The organism is Streptomyces sp. NPDC044061, from assembly GCF_056434305.1.
Genome location: NZ_JBWKFL010000028.1, coordinates 12,502 through 29,042, shown reverse-complemented (window position 1 = coordinate 29,042; position 16,541 = coordinate 12,502). Strand labels below are relative to the sequence as shown.

At 70.6% G+C, this 16,541-nt stretch carries 20 protein-coding genes; 3 read left to right on the top strand and 17 right to left on the bottom strand.

Features of this window, described 5'->3' with window-relative positions:
- Window positions 1-2: 2 nt before the first annotated feature.
- The 4 genes from AC07CM_RS35030 to AC07CM_RS35015 all read right to left on the bottom strand — a co-directional run bounded on the left by AC07CM_RS35030 (window position 3) and on the right by AC07CM_RS35015 (window position 5,372).
- Entirely contained in the window at window positions 3-2,270 is a 2,268-nt protein-coding gene (locus tag AC07CM_RS35030) for a phosphotransferase (protein WP_478880514.1), read from the bottom strand.
- A 254-nt stretch (window positions 2,271-2,524) separates the two neighbouring features.
- The gene (locus tag AC07CM_RS35025; protein WP_478880513.1) at window positions 2,525-3,415 is read right to left on the bottom strand and encodes a winged helix-turn-helix domain-containing protein; all 891 of its coding nucleotides are present in this window, start codon (window positions 3,413-3,415) and stop codon (window positions 2,525-2,527) included.
- A 341-nt stretch (window positions 3,416-3,756) separates the two neighbouring features.
- Window positions 3,757-4,494, bottom strand: a complete 738-nt coding sequence (locus AC07CM_RS35020; protein WP_478880512.1) for an HAD family hydrolase — start codon at window positions 4,492-4,494, stop codon at window positions 3,757-3,759.
- The gene (locus AC07CM_RS35015; RefSeq protein ID WP_478880511.1) at window positions 4,494-5,372 is read right to left on the bottom strand and encodes a GntR family transcriptional regulator; all 879 of its coding nucleotides are present in this window, start codon (window positions 5,370-5,372) and stop codon (window positions 4,494-4,496) included. Before AC07CM_RS35015 ends, AC07CM_RS35020 begins: the two co-directional genes overlap by 1 nt.
- A gap of 130 nt (window positions 5,373-5,502) precedes the next feature.
- Here AC07CM_RS35015 and AC07CM_RS35010 point away from each other — a divergent pair, with 130 nt between their 5' ends.
- Complete coding sequence (locus tag AC07CM_RS35010; RefSeq protein WP_478880510.1) at window positions 5,503-5,691, top strand: hypothetical protein; 189 nt, start codon at window positions 5,503-5,505, stop codon at window positions 5,689-5,691.
- Window positions 5,692-5,697: 6 nt separating this feature from the next.
- Here AC07CM_RS35010 and AC07CM_RS35005 read toward each other — a convergent pair whose 3' ends face one another.
- The 3 genes from AC07CM_RS35005 to AC07CM_RS34995 form a co-directional block, all read right to left on the bottom strand.
- A complete protein-coding gene (locus tag AC07CM_RS35005; protein ID WP_478880509.1) occupies window positions 5,698-6,606 on the bottom strand; it encodes a FadR/GntR family transcriptional regulator in 909 nt (302 codons plus the stop codon).
- A 307-nt stretch (window positions 6,607-6,913) separates the two neighbouring features.
- The gene (locus tag AC07CM_RS35000) at window positions 6,914-8,155 is read right to left on the bottom strand and encodes a GNAT family N-acetyltransferase (RefSeq protein ID WP_478880508.1); all 1,242 of its coding nucleotides are present in this window, start codon (window positions 8,153-8,155) and stop codon (window positions 6,914-6,916) included.
- 67 nt (window positions 8,156-8,222) lie between these two features.
- On the bottom strand, window positions 8,223-8,816 hold the full coding sequence (locus tag AC07CM_RS34995) for an RsiG family protein (protein ID WP_478880507.1): 594 nt from the start codon (window positions 8,814-8,816) through the stop codon (window positions 8,223-8,225).
- A 159-nt stretch (window positions 8,817-8,975) separates the two neighbouring features.
- On the opposite strand from AC07CM_RS34995, the gene dtd reads away from it, so the two are divergent.
- Window positions 8,976-9,401: a D-aminoacyl-tRNA deacylase gene (gene dtd, locus AC07CM_RS34990; RefSeq protein WP_478880506.1), complete on the top strand. Its 426-nt coding sequence runs from the start codon at window positions 8,976-8,978 to the stop codon at window positions 9,399-9,401.
- Window positions 9,402-9,404: 3 nt separating this feature from the next.
- On the opposite strand, the gene ygfZ is transcribed toward dtd, so the two are convergent.
- From ygfZ to AC07CM_RS34960, 6 genes are all read right to left on the bottom strand, one after another.
- Window positions 9,405-10,370 (bottom strand): CAF17-like 4Fe-4S cluster assembly/insertion protein YgfZ, encoded by a 966-nt coding sequence (gene ygfZ / locus AC07CM_RS34985; RefSeq protein ID WP_478880505.1) that lies wholly within the window; start codon window positions 10,368-10,370, stop codon window positions 9,405-9,407.
- 10 nt (window positions 10,371-10,380) lie between these two features.
- A complete protein-coding gene (locus AC07CM_RS34980) occupies window positions 10,381-10,818 on the bottom strand; it encodes a Fur family transcriptional regulator (protein ID WP_478880504.1) in 438 nt (145 codons plus the stop codon).
- Between the two features lie 32 nt (window positions 10,819-10,850).
- The gene (locus AC07CM_RS34975) at window positions 10,851-11,426 is read right to left on the bottom strand and encodes a heme-binding beta-barrel domain-containing protein (RefSeq protein ID WP_478880503.1); all 576 of its coding nucleotides are present in this window, start codon (window positions 11,424-11,426) and stop codon (window positions 10,851-10,853) included.
- A 238-nt stretch (window positions 11,427-11,664) separates the two neighbouring features.
- Window positions 11,665-12,510 (bottom strand): hypothetical protein, encoded by an 846-nt coding sequence (locus tag AC07CM_RS34970; RefSeq protein ID WP_478880502.1) that lies wholly within the window; start codon window positions 12,508-12,510, stop codon window positions 11,665-11,667.
- A complete protein-coding gene (locus tag AC07CM_RS34965) occupies window positions 12,507-13,400 on the bottom strand; it encodes a hypothetical protein (RefSeq protein WP_478880501.1) in 894 nt (297 codons plus the stop codon). The genes AC07CM_RS34970 and AC07CM_RS34965 overlap by 4 nt, the downstream gene beginning before the upstream one ends.
- A complete protein-coding gene (locus AC07CM_RS34960; protein WP_478880500.1) occupies window positions 13,397-14,116 on the bottom strand; it encodes a hypothetical protein in 720 nt (239 codons plus the stop codon). Before AC07CM_RS34960 ends, AC07CM_RS34965 begins: the two co-directional genes overlap by 4 nt.
- A 103-nt stretch (window positions 14,117-14,219) precedes the next feature.
- On the opposite strand from AC07CM_RS34960, the gene AC07CM_RS34955 reads away from it, so the two are divergent.
- Window positions 14,220-14,582: a DsrE family protein gene (locus AC07CM_RS34955; protein WP_478880499.1), complete on the top strand. Its 363-nt coding sequence runs from the start codon at window positions 14,220-14,222 to the stop codon at window positions 14,580-14,582.
- A 52-nt stretch (window positions 14,583-14,634) separates the two neighbouring features.
- Here AC07CM_RS34955 and AC07CM_RS34950 read toward each other — a convergent pair whose 3' ends face one another.
- From AC07CM_RS34950 to AC07CM_RS34935, 4 genes are all read right to left on the bottom strand, one after another.
- On the bottom strand, window positions 14,635-14,898 hold the full coding sequence (locus AC07CM_RS34950) for a DUF3099 domain-containing protein (protein WP_478880498.1): 264 nt from the start codon (window positions 14,896-14,898) through the stop codon (window positions 14,635-14,637).
- An 89-nt stretch (window positions 14,899-14,987) separates the two neighbouring features.
- The gene (locus AC07CM_RS34945) at window positions 14,988-15,275 is read right to left on the bottom strand and encodes a DUF1416 domain-containing protein (protein ID WP_010351646.1); all 288 of its coding nucleotides are present in this window, start codon (window positions 15,273-15,275) and stop codon (window positions 14,988-14,990) included.
- A 55-nt stretch (window positions 15,276-15,330) separates the two neighbouring features.
- Window positions 15,331-16,176, bottom strand: a complete 846-nt coding sequence (locus AC07CM_RS34940; protein ID WP_478880497.1) for a sulfurtransferase — start codon at window positions 16,174-16,176, stop codon at window positions 15,331-15,333.
- 128 nt (window positions 16,177-16,304) lie between these two features.
- On the bottom strand, window positions 16,305-16,385 hold the full coding sequence (locus AC07CM_RS34935; RefSeq protein ID WP_350751515.1) for an Ms5788A family Cys-rich leader peptide: 81 nt from the start codon (window positions 16,383-16,385) through the stop codon (window positions 16,305-16,307).
- Window positions 16,386-16,541 lie beyond the last annotated feature (156 nt).

Here is a 16,541-nt window from a genome sequence, read left to right as displayed (position 1 = left end):
GCCTACGCCGGGCCGTCCGGACGGATGGACCAGGCCAGGGCACGGGCCAGGTAGGGGTTGGTCCGGCGCCGGGAGGACAGACCCAGGGAGGCGGTGGCCGCGGCCAGGGTCATCGCGTACGAGTCCACCGCGCGGCGGACGTTGGGAGCGTCCAGGCTCGCACCGGTGACGAGGCGGTCGAGGTCGACGTAGGCCGAGCGGACGATCTCGACCCACCGGTACACGCGCCAGTCCTGCCGCCAGTTGCGGGTGTACCGCTCCGGCAGGCGGTTCTCCCAGCGACGGAACATGCGGTCCCTGATCTCCGGCCGGGTCGGGGTGAGGTGCATGTGCCGGACCAGCTCGTAGAGCGGATCGCCGACCAGGGCCATCTCCCAGTCGATGAGGGTCAGGGCAAGGCCGTCGTCCCGCCGGATCAGGTTCCAGGGGTTGAGGTCGCCGTGCAGCAGGGCCGGGGCGCGGTCGGTCACCTGATGGCGGGCGAGGATCTCGCGCAGCCGGTGCGCGTCCGGCAGCCCGAGGAAGCGGGCCAGCTGCTGGGAGTTCTTCGGCAGGCCGGCGACCAGCGCCACGAGCTGGTCGCTGAGCCAGCCGTAGAAGCCGAGCCGGCCCGCGACCGGGTCGATCTGGATGTAGTCGACCTCGGTGAGCGCGGCCAGCTGGTCGACGAGGCCGTCCGCCTCGTGCGGGAGCAGCCCGTTGACGGGGTGGTCGGGCTTGCTGCCGGGGTCGCGCGGGCCCTCGTAGGTGTGGATGGCGAAGCGGTCCCCGGAGTACGTCCGGATGCCGGAGAGGTCCATCGAGTGGCTCTCGCCCAGCGCCAGCACCCGGGGCGCGGACACCGCCGCCCCGGACCGCTCGATGGCCCTGAGCACGGCGTGTTCGCTGAGGAAGCTGCGTTCGCGCCGGGTGACGTTCGCGACCTTGCGGCGGACCACCACCGGGAAGCGGGTGCCGGGCACCCGGAGCACCGAGTTGAGGTGCGCGGTGCCCTTGAACACCCGGTCGGCCGGGGCCGCGCCCTCCAGGAGCAGGGCGTCGGCGACGGCGGCGCGGGGGAAGTCCGGGTGTTCCGGGACGCGCCGGTCCGGCTTCCAGTCGATCGCCCGGGCGACCGGGCCGCGCCAGGGCCCGCCGCCGGTCGGTGCTCCCGCACCGGTGCCCCGGCCGACACCGGGCCGTACGGAGGCACGCCAGCGGAACAGGATCCGCTCGATCTCCCGCCGCCCCGGCACATGGGCCAGCCGCAGCGGCTCGGCCCCCGCCTCCAGGGCGCGCCGCACCCAGGCCGTGGCCTCGTCCAGGCTCTTCTGGTCGAAGGACTCCTCCAGGGACGTCGCCGCCCGCATCACATCCGGGTACACGGACTGCGCACGCTCGAAGGCTACGTAGTGGCGCAGGTCCCGGGCGGCGCCGTTGACGGCCGCGGGCCGGACCTCGCGCATGGCGCACACCCACGCCTCGACGACTTCGTCCCACTGGTGGTCCGGGTAGCGCATCCGCACCAGGTGGGTGGCGAGGTCGTGCAGCGGGTCCCCGTAGGTCGCCAGCTCCCAGTCGACACAGATCAGGGCCGGGTCACCGCCGAACGACATGATCAGGTTGTCGCGGTGCAGGTCGGCGTGGAGCAGGCTGTAGGGCCGGCGGGACATCGGCGGGACCCGTTCGGCCAGCCGGGTCAGGGCGTCCTCGGGGATGCCGAGCGCGGCGAACAGACCACCGAAATATGCCCAGTTGGGCCGACGGATCTGCAGGTCCGCCATGCGGGCCAGGGTCTGCAGGAAGCCCTGGCTGTCCGTGTAGTTCCGGGGCCACAGGGAGGGCAGGGACGGCAGCGCGGCACTGCTGCGCACCTGGGCCGTCCGGGCGAGCAGGCCCGCCAGTGCCCTGATCAGCAGGCCGTCGACCGGCTTCCCGTCACCGCAGACGCTGGAGAGCGGGACCCCTTCCACATAGCTGTGGATGGCGAAGCCGTCCCCCTCGGCCAGGCACTCGGGCACATTGGGCAGCACCCCCTTGACGGCCCGCAGAATCTCCGCCTCGTTCTGCCAGGTCCGGATCACCACGGGCAGAGCCCCGGGGCGGCGCAGCCGGACGGTCACGGCGGTACCCGGCTCCCGGCCGAGCACGCGCGCCATGGGCTCCGTGAGCGGGAGCACGTAGTTCTGGTTGTGGAAACCGCCGCTCACCTCACCGGTCTCGGCGGCATGTTCCACGAACGCCCGGTAGACGGCATACGGCCAGGCTCCGTCGACGCGCCCCCCGGGCATGCCGCGAGGGACGGGTGGTGCGCCCACTGGCCGCTCCGGGTTCGATCGCGTGGAACACGTGGAAAGCAGAAGAGTGGTAAAGCGGCAGAGCTGTGGGGGAACACGCTATGCCCGGGTGAGATGCGGCACGACCTGAGGCCCAGTGGAGTAGCCCAACGGTGGTCGGCCACTCATCTGCGCCAGTCGGCCGGGACCGGCTCCTCGCCGTCCCATACGTACGGATCCGAGCGGTCGCTCAGTCGGTTGCGCGGATGCTATCGCATGGAGCGGCCCTCGTCGGTCAACAACTCCCAGACCGCCTCGAACCACGCCGTCATGCTCTCGACGAACGTCGACCCGGGTGAGTCCGGCCGGCCGTCGCGGACGTGGTGCGTGAGGGTGGCGCCGAGCCCGAGGACGTCCACCGCGTCGACCTCCTCGTCCGCGTCCAGCATCACCCGGCGTTCGAGCGGTATGTAGGGGCCGTGCAGGACCTCCACGCGGTTGATGACGTAGAGCTTGAACGTCGGGGTGAGGGGGGCGTGGCGGAACTCGTACTCTACGGACGGCACCAGCTTCTCGGTGCGCAGTTCCCCGAGGACCTTGTGGAGCGAGGCGGTGTGCCGCTCGGCGATCCGCCGCAGCCGCTCCTGGAGCCGGCCGTCGTCCTGCGGCCTCTTGCCCCGCGGGTACGGCAGGGACTCGATCGCGGACGGGAGCACCATCCGCAGGGCGATGCGACGCGGCGCGATGACTCCGGCCCGGATGCGTTCCGCCTGGGCGTGGATGTGGGTGTCCAGGCTCTCGGAGGTCAGCGTGTAGATGTCCAGCGTCACGTCGCTCTGCTCGAACGCCTCGCCGATCAGCGGGCCCAGCGTCATCGGGTGCCGTGACCTGGTGGCCAGTGGAGCGGAGGACTGGATGCGCTGGCTCCTGACGACCCGCGAGCCCTGCCCCTGCCGGGACTCGATCCAGCCCTCGCCGCGCAGCTCGCGCAGCACCCGCTGGACGGTGTCCCGGGAGACCCCGAACTCCCTCGCCAGCGTGGTCTGCGACGGCAGCAGGGTGCCGAGCGGATAGCCTCCGTCGGCGATCCGCACGCGCAGCTCCTCCGCGACCCGGCGGAACTCGCTGCCGCCGGTCTCGTCCTTGCGCTTGACCGTCACATGACGTACGTACCTCCCGCGCCACCACGGCAAACACCCACCGACCAGTCAACCAGTCAAGTCAACTTGGCTGTTACTGGATCTAGTTGACCGGGCATGCTGCCACAAGCAGTCAACTTTGCCGGTCAGGATCGGTGACTTGAGGGGTTGACTGACCACCGGAAGCCCGAGGGGGGTGGTAGCCGTGACGATCCATGTCTTCGGGGTCGACGTGCAGATCGACGACCTGAGTCAACTGGCCTTCTGGGGAGCCGGTCTGTCGGCGTCGTCGGCGGCCTGGCTGCGCAAGCGGAGGCGGCGCGGGCGCCCGGTGGCGAGGCCGGGCCTCGCGGAGCCGCCGGTCACCAGCCCCGCAGCATCCGCAGCACCGGCTCCAGCGAAGTCACCACGCACCCGGCTCCGGCCTCCCGCAAAAGCTTCCCCTTCTCTTCGTTACGCGCGTAGCCGAGGAACGGGACGCCGGCGTGGAGTGCGGCGTCGAGGTCGGAGCGGGAGTCGCCGATCATCAGGGCGGCCGAGGGAGCGGCGCCCATCGCGTTCAGGGCCCGGTTGAGGCAGTGCGGGTCGGGCTTGAGGAGGTGCAGGTCCGCGGTCCGGCCGTAGATGTGGGGGGCGAAGCAGGCGGTGAGGCCGCGGTCGTCGAGGTAGGCGCGGACCACCCGGGGGGAGTTGTTGGTGGTGATGGCCAGCCGGGAGCCGACGGCAGTCCAGGTGCGGATCAGCGGGTCGGCGTAGGCGGTGGGCAGCGCGGAGGTCGCGGCCCGCAGTTCCTCCTGGGTGAGACGTTCCTCCAGCTCGGTGACGAGGTCGCTGCCCGGGTGCCTGCGGTCCACGGCGCGCAGCACCACGTGCGGGTCGAGCGAGGCACGCTCGGGGCCGCTGAGCAGGCCGTGCAGCCCGCGTCCGGCCAGCCACTCCACCAGCTCGGCGGCCACCAGTTCCGCCTTGTGCCCGGCGAAGAGGCGGCAGATCGGCCCGTCGAAGTCCCAGAGCACCACCCGGGCACGTCTGATCAGTTCCCGGAGCTTCTCGGACTCGTTCGTGGTCTGTTCGGTCTTCGTCGTCGTCTCAGAGGTCACTAGGAGAGTGTCAGGTCCGTGGTGATGGTTTCCCAGAGGGCGTCGAACCACTTCTGGGACTGCTCCACGAACGCGGCGTCCCGCCGGCCGGCCCGCCTCTCGAAGGAGAAGAGCAGGGATTCGGAACCGAGGGTGTCGTACATCTCGAGCGTTCCGCTGTCGGTCGGCTCCTCGCGGCGCGCGATCATGTAGTACGCGTACAGCGCCTCCACGCCGTTGAGCAGGTACAGCTTCGCCGGCGGGGTGAACGGCAGGGCCCGGAAGGTCACGTGCACGTCGATGTCGTGGGTGGAGCGCAGGGCCTGGAGGTTGTACTGCAGGACCTGGCCCTGGGCGTTGCGCATCGCCAGCCAGCGCTGGTGCACGGCGTCGTCGTCGCCGTGGGCGTCGACGGAGACCGGGAAGGCGAGGTTGATGTCCCGCGAGGGCAGCAGGATGCGCACGTCGATCCGGTCGGGGCGGATGCGGCCCTCGTGGATCAGGCGCAGCGGCTCGCCGAGGGCGGGGATGAGGGACTGCGCGGTCAGGCAGGCCGCGTCGATGCGCACGTGCGGCGCCGAGAACGCCTCGGTCAGCCGGGGCGCGAGACCCACCATCGTCGGCTGGGGTTCGTCGTGGACGGGGGCCGGTCCGGCGATCCTCGGCGGGCTGCCCTTGGTGACGTCGCTGAGCAGACCGTCCTCCGCGAGTGCCCGCAGGGCCTGGCGTACGGCACCCCGCTCCACCCCGAACTGCTCGGCCAGCTCGGCCTGGGTGGGCAGGCGCTCGCCCGGCTTCAGCTCGCCGCGGCGGATGCGTTCACGCAGGGCGTCGGCGATCTCCTGGGGCGTGAGCCTTCTGCTGCCGTTCACTGCCACGTTCTCCTGGGTCACGACCAAACGCTACAACCCTGATCCATCTAAGGGGAGTTGTCGCGAAGTTGTTTGTAAGTAGGGGCCAAGTGGGGACAACTTAATCAGAGTTGGTTGCCAACTTGGTCAAGTTGGCACACCGAAAGGGGGAACCACCATGCCAGCCCTCGCACTTCTCTGCGCCCTCTTCGTCGTCGGCTTCGAACAGCTCGTCGAGTGGAGATACGGCGCCGCCGGCATCGTCGGCCTGCTGCTGCTGTCCGTGGGCATCAAGGCGAAGAGCCCGGCGGTCAGCTCCGCCGGTGCCGTACTGCTCGCGGTGCTCCTCGCGGGTCCGGCCCTCTGACCGGCCCTACGACGTCAGCACCAGCTCCGAACTGATCGTCTCCCACAGCGCGTTGAACCACAGGTGGGACTGCTCCACGAATGTCGTGTCGCGCAGGTCCGCGCCCTGCTCGAAGGCGAAAAGCATCGACCGCGTGCCCTCGGCGTCGTACAGCGTCAGGTGCTCGTGGTCGATCTCCCGCTCCCGGCGGATGAGCGTGTAGTACGCGAACAGCGCCTCCAGGCCGTTGAGCAGGTACAACTTGACCGGCGGTGTGAACGGCAGGGCCCGGAAGGAGACCCGCACGTCGATGCCGTGCGTGGCGCGCAACGCCAGCAGGTTGTTCTTCAGCACCTGGCCCTGGGCGTTGCGCTGGGACAGCCAGCGCCGGTGCAGCAGGGCGCCGTCGGAGGCGTCCACCGGCGCCGGGAAGGCGAGGTCGATGTCCCGGCTGGGCAACAGCACCCGGACGTCGATCTTGGCCGGTTTCAGCCGCCCCGCGTGGATCTCCCGCAACGGCTCGCCGATCGCCAGCGTGAGCGAGACCGAGGTCAGGCAGAGGGCGTCTATCTCCACGTGCGGGGCGGCGAAGGCCGCCGCGATGCGGGGCGCGAGGCCCACCATGGTGGGCTGGGGCGGCGCCGCCGGGCCGGCCGCGGGACGGGCGTGCTCCGAAGGCACGGCGACGGTGGCGGGGCTGCCCTTGGACACGTTGGTGAGCAGGTGCTCCGCCTGCAGTATCCGCAGGGCCTCGCGGACCGCACCGCGCTCGACGCCGAACTCGTCGGCCAGCACGGCCTGGGTGGGCATGCGCTGACCCGGCCGCAGCACCCCGGACCTGATCCGGGCGCGCAGTTCGTCGGCCACCTCGCGATGTGACGTGCGTGACCGCTGTGGCCTCTTCCGCCCACTGGCGGAGGCGTGTTCCGGGTCCACGAAGAAACCCTACAACTTCCCGCCATCTTGCGGCAGTTCACGGGAAGGTGGTTATAGGCCGCTTCCAAGCGGAGATAAGTACAGTGAAGTTGGTAGCCAACTTGAACAACATGGTCAAGCTTCCCAGTGGTTGGCCGATCGGGCTCCCTTCCGGAGGGGAGCCGGGAGCCCGGACAGGGGACGGCCACCGGAGCGCACAGTCACAACTGAACAGCGGGCACAGCCACAACTGAACACCGTCAGCGCACAGCCACAACTGAACAGCACGCTACGGATGAACAGTCACCGTCCTCGGCAGAGGGGAGCCTCAGAAGATGTCCGGGCACCACGGCCGCCCGGACGCGCGAAACAGGGCGTCGGCCTTCCGGGCGGCGCCCTCTCGTTCTTCCCGCACCCGCCCGAGGGCCGCGAGCCGCACCAGGGTCTGGTCCCCGAGCCAGACCGCGGCCAGCTCCCCCACAGGCAGCGTGAGATCCGCGGCCGCACCGTCGGCGGGCGCACAGGACGCGCCGTCCGGGGAGACCTCCAGCCGGAACCGGCCCCCGGCGAGCCCGTCCCGGTCGACGACCTCCAGCACCAGCGACCCCGTGCCCTCGTACGTCCGCGCCTCCAGGGCCCGTACGACGTCCAGGATCCGCACCCAGAGCCAGTCCGCCTGCACGGTGACCCGGGCCGCGCGCGGGTTGGGCAGGAAGAGCGGCAGCAGGTCGTCCGGGCCGCGCCAGCCGCTCTTGACCTTGGTGATCCAGTCGATCGAGCACAGGTAGCGCCACAGCGCGCGTTCGGCCGCCGTTGTCGCCGCGATCAGCCAGTTGACGTCGGCCGTCTGCTCCGGCTGCTTGTCCGTCCAGGTGTCGTCGGACTCGTACGACACCAGGCCCTCGACCTCGCCGGCGGCCGAGCGGTAGACGGCGTAGAACGGCTCGGTCCAGTTGCTGCCGAAGCGGACGAGCCCGGTGTTGGCCTGCCACCACAGCTCGTTGCGGCTGACCGCGCCGGGCTGCGCGCGGCGGACCCGCTCGTGCAGCTCCGGGCCGAGCTTGCGGACGTCCTCGGCGTCCACCAGGTCGATCCGGCCGCCGTCCTCGGGCCCGGACCAGCGTGGGTCGAGGCCGGCCCGGGTGACGTCGACGGTCCACTCGGTCGTCGAGGTCGCGGGGCCGAAGCCGTACCGGCCGTAGATCGGGTACTCGGCGGCGATCAGGGTGGCGACGACGTCGCCCCGCTCCTTGGCCGCCGCCAGGTCCCGGCTCATCATGCGGGTCAGCAGGCCGCGACGGCGGTGCGTGGGGCTGACGGTGACGTTCGTGACGGCGTCCGAGCGGACGGTGGCGCCACCCACCGCGGTGACCTCCTGGTCGAAGGAACGGAAGGTCGCCACACAGCGGCCGCCGTCGAAGGCGCCGAGCAGACGGCCCTCGACGAACTGCCGGCGGCGCGCCTCCAGCTGCTCGGGCGCCAGCACCGGCTCCTGCAGGAACCCGGTTTTCACGGCTCGCTGCCAGTCCTCGAACTCGGCCTCGGTCACGGTGCGGACGTCGATCGTCATGGGGTCACCGTAGGCATGCCGCCGGGGCCGTGTCGCCCGGATTTCCCCGCCCCGTTCCCGCGTCCCGTCAGGTCAGCAGGTCGTCCACCTGCGCCTCGCCCACCCGGTAGCGGCGGGCGATCTCCCCGCTGCAGTCGTCGGTGGTGGCCTGCAGGCGCTGGCGGCGGCGGGAGACCTCCTGCTCGTAGCGGATCAGCCGGCCCATGGCGGTGGTCAGTTCCAGGTCGGTGCGGGCCTGCAGGTCCGACAGCTCGACCTCGCCGAGCATCTCCGTGGCCAGCCGCCGGTACTCCTCGTTGTGCGGGGTGCCGAGCGTGACATGGCGGGCCGAGGAGCGCTGGCGGGCGGGGGCGTCCGTGAGGATCTCCGAGAGCCGCTCCACCACGGAGGCGGCCGCGGGCGCCGGCACGGAGGCCCGGCCTCGCCGGGCGAGTTCGGCGCGCAGGATGTCGATCCGGCCCTGCAGCAGCCGTCGCACATAGCTGAGGTCCGCCTCGTCGCGCTGGGCGTCGCGGCGCAGCGTGCGCAGTTCGGGCAGGCTCAGCCTGGTCAGGTCGTGCTCGGGCGGCTCCGCGGGCAGCGACGGGCCGGGCGGGTCGTCGCCGCGCTGCGGGGGCGGCCGGTGCGTCTCCAGCCGCCCACTGGTGCTCGGTGTGCTCATGTGCTTGTGACCGTCCCCTCGACCGGCGTGTGACAGCATCGTGCCACCCCAAGTGGACGCTATGTGACCGAGTGCCCCCGAACGGCCCCAGATGGGGGGTTAAGGATCCATAATGGCCCCCCGGTGACCGCGCCCGGGTCACCCGGCATGATGGTCCGCATGCGTGCGGTGGTGCAGAGGGTGGACGGCGCGAGCGTCGTCGTGGACGGCGAGACGGTGGGCGCGATCGAGGGCGAGGGCCTGTGCGTCCTGGTCGGGGTGACCCATGAGGACACCAAGGAGAAGGCGGCCCAACTGGCCCGCAAGCTCTGGTCGATCCGGATGCTGCAGGACGAGAGGTCGTGCAGCGACATCGACGCCCCACTGCTCGTCATCAGCCAGTTCACCCTCTACGGGGACGCCCGCAAGGGCCGCCGTCCCACCTGGAACGCGGCCGCCCCCGGCGATGTCGCCGAGCCCCTGGTCGACGAGGTGGTCGCCCAGCTGCGCGCCCTCGGGGCGACGGTGGCGACGGGCCGGTTCGGGGCGCGGATGCGGGTCTCCCTGACGAACGACGGCCCGTTCACCGTGCTGCTGGAGATGTGAGCCTCAGGGCTCCACGACCGTCTCCTGGGCCGCCGCCGTCTCCCCCGCCACCAGCCGGGCGTCGACCGGTACGTTGCGCTTGACCAGGGCGAGGGCGATCGGACCCAGCTCGTGGTGGCGCACGGAGGTGGTGACGAAGCCGATCTTCCGGCCGTCGGGGCCCTCGTCGGCCAGGCGGATCTCGGTGCCGTGGACCGGCAGGTGGACCTCGCTGCCGTCCAGGTGCAGGAAGACCAGGCGGCGGGGCGGCTTGCCCAGGTTCTGGACGCGGGCCACCGTCTCCTGGCCGCGGTAGCAGCCCTTCTGGAGGTGGACCGCGGTGCCGATCCAGCCCAGCTCGTGCGGGATCGTGCGGTGGTCGGTCTCGAAGCCGAGGCGGGGTCGGTGGTGCTCGACCCGCAGCGCCTCGTGGGCGAGCAGACCGGCGGCGGGCCCGGAACCGGCCGCGAAGGACTCCAGGTCGGCACGGGGCAGGAAGAGATCACGGCCGTACGCCGTCTCGCGCACGACGACGCCCTCCGGCACCTCGGCGATCGATCCGGCCGGCAGGTGGACCACCGCGAAGTCGGCGGTGCGGTCGGCGACTTCGACGCGGTAGAAGAACTTCATCGACTCCAGGTAGGCGATCAGCGCCTCCTGCGTGCCGGGCTCCACGTGGGCCCAGACCGTCGTACCGTCGTCCACCAGGTACAGCGCGTGCTCGATGTGACCGTGCGCGGAGAGGATCAGTGCCTCGGTGGCCTGGTTCGCGGGCAGATCGCTGACGTGCTGGGTGAGCAGGAGGTGCAGCCAGCTCAGTCGGTCCTCGCCGCTGACGGTGACGACACCGCGGTGCGAGAGGTCGACGAAACCGGTGCCGTCGGCGAGGGCGCGCTGCTCGCGGAACAGGTCGCCGTAGTGGGCGGCGACGCCTTCGTCCGCGCCCTCGGCGGGGACGGCGCCGGGCAGGGACAGCAGGGGGCTCTTCATACGGGCAAGCCTACGACGTGGTAGTTGAACTCTTCAGAGAACAGTCCTTGCACCGGCCGAAGATCGCGAAGTGCTTCATGTCGGTGTCGAAGCCGAACTGCTCGCGCAGCTTGGCCGTGAACTCCGAGGCCACGTCCACGTCCGCCTCGATGACGTTCTCGCAGTCGCGGCAGACCAGGTGCAGATGGTGGTGACGGTCGGCGAGGTGGTAGGTGGGCGCCCCGTGGCCGAGGTGGGCGTGGCTGACCAGCCCCAGCTCCTCCAGCAGCTCCAGCGTGCGGTAGACGGTGGAGATGTTGACCCCCGACGCGGTCTTCCGCACCTCGCCGAGGATGGCATCGGGGGTGGCGTGCTCCAGGGTGTCCACGGCTTCGAGCACGAGTTGCCGCTGCGGCGTCAGCCGGTAGCCGCGCTGCCTGAGGTCGCTCTTCCAGTCGGTGCTCACCACACTGGAGAGTCTAGGGCCACCCGGAGCGAGACCTACTTGAAGAAGGCGATGCCGTCGTCGGGCAGGTCGTCGGGCAGGGCCTTGGCCCAGCGCTCGACGTCCTCCGGGGTGACTACCTTCTTCAGGTGGGCCGACATGTAGGGGCGCAGCTCGACCTCGGGGGTCTGCTTCTCGCCGACCCACATCAGGTCGCTCTTGACGTAGCCGTAGAGCCGCTTGCCGCCGCTGTAGGGCTGGGAGGCCGGCGTACGCGCCACCGCGTCCGTGACCAGGTCGATCTGCGGCTTCTTGTCGGCGAGCTCGCCGTACCAGATCTCGATGACGCCGTCGTCGCGGGTCATCGTCACCTCGACCTTGCGGTCGGCGTCGATCCGCCAGAAGCCGGACTCCGACTCCAGGGGCCGGATCTTGTTGCCGTCGTTGTCCAGCACCCAGGTGTGGGAGTGGTACTCCAGGAAGTCCCGGCCGTCGTGGGTGAAGGTGACTTCCTGCCCGAAGTTGCACTTCTGAGAGCCGGGGAAGTCATGGACGCCCGCACCGGCCCAGTTGCCGAGCAGGAAGGCGAGGGGGACGAGGTCCTTGTGCAGGTCGGACGGGATCTCGATCATGAGGAAAGTTCCTGGTCGTTCTTCGACTCAGCTCAGCGCTGGCCCTGGTACAGCTTCTTCACGGTCAGTCCGGCGAAGGCGAGGACGCCGACGCAGACCAGGACCAGCAGGGTTTCGAAGAGGATCTCCACGGGTGCTCCTTGAGCGAGGGTGGGCATACGACAGAGCCGAGGCCCAGCTTACGCGGCCCGGGCCCCGGCCTCCCTCCGAGGTGGGCCCTCGGAGGTCCTGCCGCCGGTCAGCCGAGCAGCTGGCTCTGCAGGGTGACCGTCTGCTGGAAGGGCACGGCGGGCGCAGTGCCCTTCCGGGACTGAAGGATCACCGCGAAGACGTCCCCGGCGGCGACGTAGGCCTGGCGGACCTGCTCGGCGCCGTACGGCTTCGTCTCGACGTAGGCGATGCGCTCGGTCCTCGAGACCGTGGCCGCGTCGGGGAAGCTCTCGTCGTAGACGGACGAGCCGGCGCCGCGCACCTGGTAGCCAGGGGTGCTGTACGCGACGTTCTCGCTCGCGTACTCGTTCTCCACGACGTTCGCCGTGTCGAACTGGAGCAGGTAGATCCGGGTCCTGACCCCGTCCGTGGTGGTCCAGCCGCGGGCCGCGATGTGCCGCAGACCGGTGTCGACGAGCTTCTGCCGCAGCTTGTCCCGGTCCTCCTTCAGCGCGTACTCCGCCAGGTACTTCCCGGTGGCCAGCCAGCCGTCCTCGCCGCGCAGCGCCTTGTCCTCCTTCGCGCCCTTCGGCGCGGGCAGGAGCAGGGCGCGCAGGTCGGCGTAGTGGGAGCCGGCCGCGTTCGCCTCGGCGAAGGGCGCGGGGCTGCCGGAGGGCAGCGGCGGCCGGGTCAGCTCCGGGTAGTCCCAGCGGCCGTCCGAGGCGGTGGCCAGTCCCGGGACGTCCGTCCGGTCCATCCGGGTGATCCCGTACGCCGTGCCCGAGCCGACCGCCGCGAAGACCACGACGGCCGCGGTCCAGCGCAGCACGGCCCGCAGGACGCGGCGGTCCCGGACCGGGGCGGGCGGGACCTCGGGGAGGGCGGGTGCCGCGGGCTGGAAAGCGGTCGTGTCCGTCGTCTGCTGCTCGCTCATACGGCCTCTCCCGGCTCGGCGATGCGGTCGAGTTGGGTGCTCAGGAGTTTCGCGACTCCGTCGCCGTCGAGCGACTTGGGGCCGGACGCGGTGGTGGTGACCAGGACATCGCCGACGTACGCCGAACAGAACATGTCGCTGAGGCCGTCGAGGGAGCCCTTGGGCGAGCGGAAGCACTTGGCGTCCTCGTGGCCCTTGATCTTCGGGCCCGCCCGCAGGCCGCCGAGATCCTGGAGCAGCTTGTTCGTGGACGTGGAGATCCTGCGGGCCGCGGACCTGTCCCCCATCCGGGACAGCGTGATCTCCACCGAGTAGACCTCCTCGTTCCACAGGTAGGCCTCGGTCTTGTCGCTGAAGTAGCTGCGCATCGCCATGCCCGTGATGTGCTGCCGGTCGATCTGCCGCTCGAGCACCTTGCGCTCGGACCGGGGCAGGCCGCTCACCGACCGCTTGCGCAGGGCCGTCGCCTGGGCGCCGTTCAGCTGCTCGTCGGCGCCGAACTCGCCGATGTCCGGGCCCTGGACCCAGGTGCCGGTGCCGTACGGCACGAGCATTCCGGCGAGCCCGTGCGGTGTCTCCGCCTTGTCCTTGTGGGCGGCTGCCCCGGGAAACTTCCAGTGGGGCGCCCCCGCGTCGCGGTCGGCGCCGCGCACGGTGACGACGGTGTAGCCCACCCCGGCGACGACGGCCGCGGCGAGCAGCAGGGAACCGGCGACCGCGCCGACACGGCTCCGGCGACGGGGGTTGGCGGTGAGCGCGGCAGGCTCGGTGATCGCGTCGGGTTCGGCGGTGGTGGCGGGCTCGGCCGAGACTGCCGATGCCACCGGCTCGGGGGCGGACTCGGCCGGCTCGGCGGCCGGCTCGACGGTCTCTTCCTGATTCTCGGTCACAGCCGCTCCATCTGCCGCTGGGCCAGGTCCCTGATCGTCTTCTTGTCGATCGGCCTGCTGCTGTAGATCCAGATCTCCATCGCGATGTCCCCGCGCCAGGCGTACGCCTCGGCCGCGTACAGCGACCGGTAGCCGATGTCGACGACCGGCCGGGTGTGAACGTACGCCGTGCCGTCCCCGGTGCCGGGAATGCTCCAGCTGTCGGTCGTGGGATCGGACTCCGCGTCGTCCTCCATGTTGTGGGTGGCGTCGGCCGCCGCCATGGAGTCCTCCTGCCGGTACTGGACCAGCCGGATGTCGACGTCGTACGAGGTGCCGGACTTCCAGCCGGTCACGGCCGCCCGTCGGAACTGGTCCGTCACGAGAGAGCTGAACTTCTCGCCCGGATTGTTGGAGTAGGTCGCGTACCCCGCCAGGTCCAGCCAGCCGTCACGGGGCACCCAGGTCGCCTCCCGCGCCCCGCGCGGCTTGTCGAGCAGCAGCTTGCGCAGGTCGCCGTCGGTCTTGACCCTCCGGTCCTGCGCGGCCGACAGCGACTCGACCTCACCCTTGGCCTGCTTGATCACCGGCCGCGAGAGCGGCGGCAGCTTCGTGGGCGCGCGGTCGGCCTGGACGAGGTACCCGGCGCAGGTGCCGGCGACCAGGCCGAGCACGACTGCGGCGCCGATCAGCCGGACGGTACGGCCGCGCCGGGGTCTTTCGGGTGCTGCTTCCAAGACGTCCCCCCACAGAACGTGAAGCATGGATTCCGAATCCACGCTCCACAGGAGACTCATGGCCGAGGACCGGAGTTGTAGAGGCGTTGATTACGATTCGGGCATGGCGAAGAAGCTCGTGATCAAGGTGACGGCCGGGGCCGATGCCCCCGAGCGCTGCTCGCAGGCGTTCACGGTGGCGGCGGTGGCCGTGGCCAGCGGAGTCGACGTCTCGCTGTGGCTGACCGGGGAGTCCTCGTGGTTCGCGCTGCCGGGGCGGGCCGCCGAGTTCGAGCTGCCGCACGCCGCGCCGCTGCCGGACCTGATCGACTCGATCCTCGCGGCCGGCCGCGTCACGCTGTGCACGCAGTGCGCCGCCCGGCGCGAGATCACCGAGAAGGACGTCCTGGAGGGCGTACGGATCGCGGGCGCGCAGGTCTTCGTGCAGGAGGCGCTCGGGGACGAGACGCAGGCGCTCGTCTACTGAGCACCGGTCCGTTCAGCCCTGGCCGCGCTCTACCGCCTCGACCGACGGACGGCTAGGAGCGGGGGCGTTTCTTGCCGTCCAGCTCGTCCCACCACTCGTCGGACTCCGGGTCGCCCGAGGGGTCGTCCCACCAGCGGTCCTCGGGGCCGCGCCGGTTGGCCACCATCGCGGCCACCGGCGGGATGACCATGGCGGCCACGCACATCCCGACGGCCGCCGGGATCGACCACAGACGCACGACGGCCCAGGCCAGGACGAAGAGACCGATGCAGATCCCCATCATGGCGAAGTACCAGTGGCGACGCCGGGCGTACATGACTCCAGGGTAGGTCGGGACAGGCCGAAGGGCCGCACCACAGGAGTCCAACCCGGTGGGTGCGGCCCTTCGGACGCTGCTGAGGCTGCTCAGACCGCGATCGCGACCTCCGCGAGGCCACCCTGCTGGGCGACGACCGTGCGGTCGGCGGTTGCGCCGGGCACGAGGGCGCGGACGGTCCAGGTGCCCTCGGCCGCGTAGAAGCGGAACTGCCCCGTCGCGGAGGTCGGCACCTCCGCGGTGAACTCGCCGGTCGAGTCCAGCAGACGGACGTAGCCCGTCACCGGCTCGCCGTCGCGGGTCACCTGACCCTGGATCGTGGTCTCACCGGGCTTGATCGTCGAGGCGTCCGGGCCGCCGGCCTTCGCTCCACACATGCTGTTTCTCCAGAGGGGTCTGACCGGGAGGTCGGTCGGGATGGTTGCTGAGGGCTTACTTGTTGGCGCCGAGCTCGATCGGCACGCCGACGAGGGAGCCGTACTCGGTCCAGGAACCGTCGTAGTTCTTGACGTTCTCCACACCCAGCAGCTCGTGCAGGACGAACCAGGTCAGGGCCGAGCGCTCACCGATGCGGCAGTAGGCGATCGTGTCCGTGGCGAGGTCCACGCTCTCCGCGGCGTAGAGCTCCTGCAGCTCCTCGTCCGACTTGAACGTGCCGTCGTCGTTGGCGTTCTTCGACCACGGGATGTTCCGGGCGGTCGGGACGTGACCAGGGCGCTGCGACTGCTCCTGCGGCAGGTGGGCCGGGGCGAGCAGCTTGCCGGAGAACTCGTCGGGCGAGCGGACGTCGACCAGGTTCTGCGAGCCGATCGCGGCGACGACGTCGTCGCGGAAGGCGCGGATGGAGGTGTCCTGCGGCTTGGCCTTGTAGTCGGTCGCGGCGCGCTCGGGCACGTCGGTGCCGTCCACCAGCTCGCGGGCGTCCAGCTCCCACTTCTTGCGGCCGCCGTCGAGGAGCTTGACGTTCTCGTGGCCGTACAGCTTGAAGTACCAGTAGGCGTACGAGGCGAACCAGTTGTTGTTGCCGCCGTAGAGGATCACCAGCGTGTCGTTGGCGATGCCCTTCTTCGAGAGGAGCTTCTCGAAGCCCTCCTGGTCGATGAAGTCACGACGGACCGGGTCCTGGAGGTCCTTGGTCCAGTCGATGCGGATCGCGTTCTTGATGTGGTTCTTCTCGTAGGCGGACGTGTCCTCGTCCACCTCGACGACGGCGATGTGGGCGTCGTCCAGGTGCTCCTGGACCCAGTCGGCGTCGACGAGGACGTCGCTGCGGCTCATGCTCTTTCTCCTCCGGGGCAGTTACGGCGAGGCGTGCGAGTGCGAGGGGGCGCGGCCCGGGATGCGGACGGCGCACGGGTGCCCTTCCAGCAGGGCGGGGGTGAGATGCGGAAGTCGGGGACTTTCGCTCAGAAGGGGCGACAGAGCATGGCGGCAACGCGGCACAGGTCCACTGCCCGCCGCTTCGTGAGATCCGCCTGTCGCTTCATGGGGCCGATCGTAGGGACGTCCGGGTGGGCGTGTCACCGGGGTGTCGGATTCTGAGACGCGATCGTCCGCATAATGGGATGAGAAAAGCGCCCGGGCGTCGTCGGACGGCCTCCGGGCGCTTGACTCGGTCAGTGCATCTACGGTGCGGACGCGGG